The organism is Rhodobaculum claviforme (assembly GCF_016653255.1).
In the GTDB taxonomy this organism is placed as follows: Bacteria; Pseudomonadota; Alphaproteobacteria; order Rhodobacterales; family Rhodobacteraceae; genus Rhodobaculum; species Rhodobaculum claviforme.
The window spans coordinates 1-3,806 of sequence record NZ_NHSD01000057.1; the positions used below are offsets into that span (position 1 = coordinate 1).

A 3,806-nucleotide genomic window follows, 5' to 3' on the forward strand; every position below is an offset into this window, starting at 1 on the left:
CCGACGCCCGCGCCGCCGCCGAGGCCGAGGCGCTGGCGCGCGCCGACGCCGCGATCCACGAGGCCACCGGCACCGACGCCGCCGCCCTTGCGCGTGCCCTGGGCGACATCGACGGGCAGCCCGACGCCGCCACCGCCGAAACCACCGTCACCCGCCTGCGCCGCCAGCGCGAGGCGCTGGGCGCGGTCAACCTGCGCGCCGAGGAAGACGCCCGCGCGGTGGCCGAGGAGCACGACCAGCTGGCCACGGAGAAGGCCGACCTGGAGGCCGCCATCGCCAAGCTGCGCGGCGGCATCGGCGCGCTGAACCGCGAGGGGCGCGAGCGGCTGCTGACCGCCTTCGAGCAGGTCAACACCAACTTCGCGACGCTCTTCACCCACCTGTTCGGCGGCGGCGAGGCCCGCCTTGCGCTGGTGGAATCCGACGACCCGCTGGAGGCCGGGCTGGAGATCTTCTGCCAGCCGCCGGGCAAGAAGCTGTCCACCCTGTCGCTGCTGTCGGGCGGCGAGCAGACGCTGACGGCGATGGCACTGATCTTCGGGGTGTTCCTGACCAACCCCGCGCCGATCTGCGTGCTCGACGAGGTCGACGCGCCGCTGGACGACGCCAACGTGGCGCGGTTCTGCGACCTGCTGGACGAGATGACGCGCCGCACCGGCACGCGGTTCATGATCATCACCCACAACGCGGTGACGATGGCGCGGATGGACCGGCTGTTCGGCGTGACGATGGCCGAGCAGGGCGTCAGCCAGCTGGTCAGCGTGGACCTGCGCCGGGCCGAGGCGCTGGTGGCCTGAGGCCCCTTGAAAGCCCCCCGGGGCGTTTCCTATCTCCGCTGCACCGGGCGCCAGATCGGGCCCGGCACACCCCGGCCCGTCCCGCGCAGGGAGGGCCGTCCCCACACCATCGCTTCTGTACGGAGGATGACAATGCGTGCTTTCGATCCCACCCCGCTTTACCGCGCCACCGTCGGTTATGACCGCGTGGCCGACCTGCTGGACCGCGTGATGGCCGGCGACGCGGCGCAGCCGACCTACCCGCCCTACAACATCGAGAAGACCGGCGAGCATGCCTACCGCATCACCATTGCCGTCGCCGGCTTCACCGCCGCCGACCTGGGCGTGGAGGTGAAGGAAAACGCGCTCCACGTCTCGGCCCGCAAGGCCGAGGACGAGGACGGCCGGACCTTCCTGCACCGCGGCATCGCCACCCGCGCGTTCGAGCGTCGGTTCCACCTCGCCGACCATGTGCGCGTCGCGGGCGCAACCCACGCCGACGGCATGCTGCACATCGATCTGGTGCGCGAAATCCCCGAGGCGCTGAAGCCCCGCCGGATCGAGATCGCCCACGGCGGGCGGGCGGACACCCGCATGGTGGAGGCTTCGGCCCACTGACGCAGCCGCCCGTCACGACAAAGGGCGCCCCCGGGGGCGCCCTTTTTTCGTATCGCGGGCCGGATCAGCCCAGCAGCCGCCGCGCGATCACCTGCGCCTGGATCTCGGCCGCGCCCTCGAAGATGTTGAGGATGCGCGAGTCGCACAGGATGCGGCTGATCGAATACTCCAGCGCAAAGCCGTTGCCGCCGTGGATCTGCAACCCGTTGTCGGCGGCCGCCCAGGCGACGCGGGCGCCCAGCAGCTTGGCCATCCCGGCCTCCAGGTCGCAGCGCCGCTCGGCGTCCTTCTCGCGGGCGGAGAAGTAGGTGAGCTGGCGCGCCACCATGATTTCCGCCGCCATCATCGCGAGCTTGGAGGCGACGCGGGGGAACTCGATCAGCGACTTGCCGAACTGCTTGCGGTCGATGGCGTACTGCATCGCCACTTCCATGGCGTTCTGGGCAACCCCGATGGCGCGGGCGGCGGTCTGGATGCGGGCGCTCTCGAACGTCTGCATCAGCTGCTTGAAGCCCTGCCCCTCGACGCCGCCCAGCAGATTTTCGCCCTTCACCCTGAAGCCGTCAAAGGCGAGCTCGTATTCCTTCATGCCGCGATAACCCAGCACCTCGATCTCGCCCCCGGTGATCCCGGCGTCGGGGAAGGGGTGGGCGCAGTCACCCGGCGTCTTCTCCGCCAGGAACATCGACAGGCCCTTGTAGTCGGTGGTCTCGGGGTCGGTGCGCGCCAGCAGGGTCATCACCTGGGTGCGCGAGGCATGGGTGATCCAGGTCTTGTTGCCGGTGATGGCATAGTCGTCGCCATCGCGGACCGCGCGGGTGCGCAGGCTGCCGAGGTCGGAGCCGGTGTTGGGCTCGGTGAAGACCGCGGTCGGCAGGATCTCGGCACTCGCCAGCTTGGGCAGCCAGTGCGCCTTCTGGTCCTGGGTGCCGCCGCACAGGATCAGCTCGGCGGCGATCTCGGACCGGGTGCCGAGGGAGCCGACACCGATGTAGCCGCGCGACAGCTCCTCCGAGACGACGCACATCGACATCTTGGACATGCCCAGACCGCCGAACTCCTCGGGGATGGTCAGGCCGAAGACGCCCAGCTCCGCCATCTCCTCGATGATGGACATCGGGATCAGCTCGTCGCGCAGGTGCCATTCATGGGCGTGCGGCACCACCTTGTCGTCGGAGAACCGGCGGAACTGCTCGCGGATCATCTCCATTTCCTCGTCAAGGCCGGTGGCCCCGACGGTCGCCCGCCCCGCGTTGTCGCGCATCAGCGCCACCAGCCGCAGGCGCGCGGCATTGCCGTTGCCGTGCGCGACCAGCGTGTCGACCTGCGGGGTGTCCAGCGCGCCCGCGTCGATCCCCAGATCGGCGGGGCGCAGGATCTCGCCCTGGCTCATGGGGATGCCGCCGCGCATCTGCGCGAGGTATTCACCGAAGGCGATCTGGTGGATCAGCGCCTCGATCTCGCCGAACCGGCCTTCGGCCTGCAACCGTTCGGCCCAGCCCTGCATCTGGCGCAGCGATTCGACATAAGTTGCCAGCCAGGCCAGCCCGTGGGCGGCGGTCTGGTGGCGTTCCAGCGCGGCGCCGCTGACGCGGCCATCGCGCGTGACACGGGCGCGCAGCGCCTCCGTGGCGGCCGCCAGCATCGCATCCGCCGCCGGCACCGCAGCGCCGGTCAGCGCCGTCAGATCGTCCAGAAGCGCCGTCCCGTCGGCGGCGTCGAGGTTCAGGTCCTGGCCGTCATGGGGCATCCGAGACTCCTTTTCATGCTGCGCTGGGACATAGGGCCTTTGCAGGTGCAGCGCAAGAAAAAGTCCGAGGTCATGCGCCGCACGCAGGAATGTGTCGCAGCGGTTTTCGCCGTTTCGACCCCGCGCGCGGGAGAGTATAGCGCGCCCGAAGCCATCGGCACAGGGTGGCGGACATTGTGGCAGGCACTCCGGAGGACGGCATGGATCAGGCACTGGCGGCGATCTCGGGCGGGCTGTCGCCCATGGCCTTCTGGGCGGCGGTGGCGATCACGCTGTTCTCGGGCTTCGTCAAGGGGGCGATCGGGTTCGCGATGCCGCTGATCATGATCTCGGCCTTTGCCACGTTCATGGCGCCGCCGGTGGCGCTGGCGGCGCTGATGCTGGCGGTGATCGTGACCAACGTGCAGCAGGCGTTCCGGCAGGGACCGGCGGCGGCGGTGGCCTCGACGGTGAAGTACTGGCGGATGATCCTGATGCTGGTGGTCTTCATCGTGGTGTCGGCACAGTTCGTGCTGGTGATCCCGTCCTGGCTGCTGCTGGGGTTGCTGGGGGTGCCGGTGACGGCGTTCGCGCTGGTGCAGCTGGCCGGGCGCGACCTGAAGCTGCAATTGCGCCACCAGCGCGCGGCGGAATACGGGCTGGGGGTGCTGGGCGGGCTTTAC

The 3,806-nt window shown here is 69.9% G+C and carries 3 protein-coding genes and 1 pseudogene; 3 read left to right on the plus strand and 1 reads right to left on the minus strand.

The window, feature by feature from the left end; translation table 11 throughout:
• Both CCR87_RS00865 and CCR87_RS00870 read left to right on the plus strand, forming a co-directional pair.
• Positions 1-797, plus strand: a pseudogene (locus CCR87_RS00865) (chromosome segregation protein SMC); the annotation flags it as partial.
• 132 nt (positions 798-929) lie between these two features.
• Positions 930-1,394 (plus strand): Hsp20 family protein, encoded by a 465-nt coding sequence (locus CCR87_RS00870; protein WP_201155443.1) that lies wholly within the window; start codon positions 930-932, stop codon positions 1,392-1,394.
• Positions 1,395-1,458: 64 nt separating this feature from the next.
• On the opposite strand, the gene CCR87_RS00875 is transcribed toward CCR87_RS00870, so the two are convergent.
• Positions 1,459-3,144, minus strand: a complete 1,686-nt coding sequence (locus CCR87_RS00875; RefSeq protein WP_201155444.1) for an acyl-CoA dehydrogenase family protein — start codon at positions 3,142-3,144, stop codon at positions 1,459-1,461.
• Between the two features lie 200 nt (positions 3,145-3,344).
• Between CCR87_RS00875 and CCR87_RS00880 the strand changes: the two genes are divergently transcribed.
• The coding region (locus tag CCR87_RS00880; RefSeq protein WP_201155445.1) for a TSUP family transporter at positions 3,345-3,806 on the plus strand (462 nt) is incomplete at its 3' end.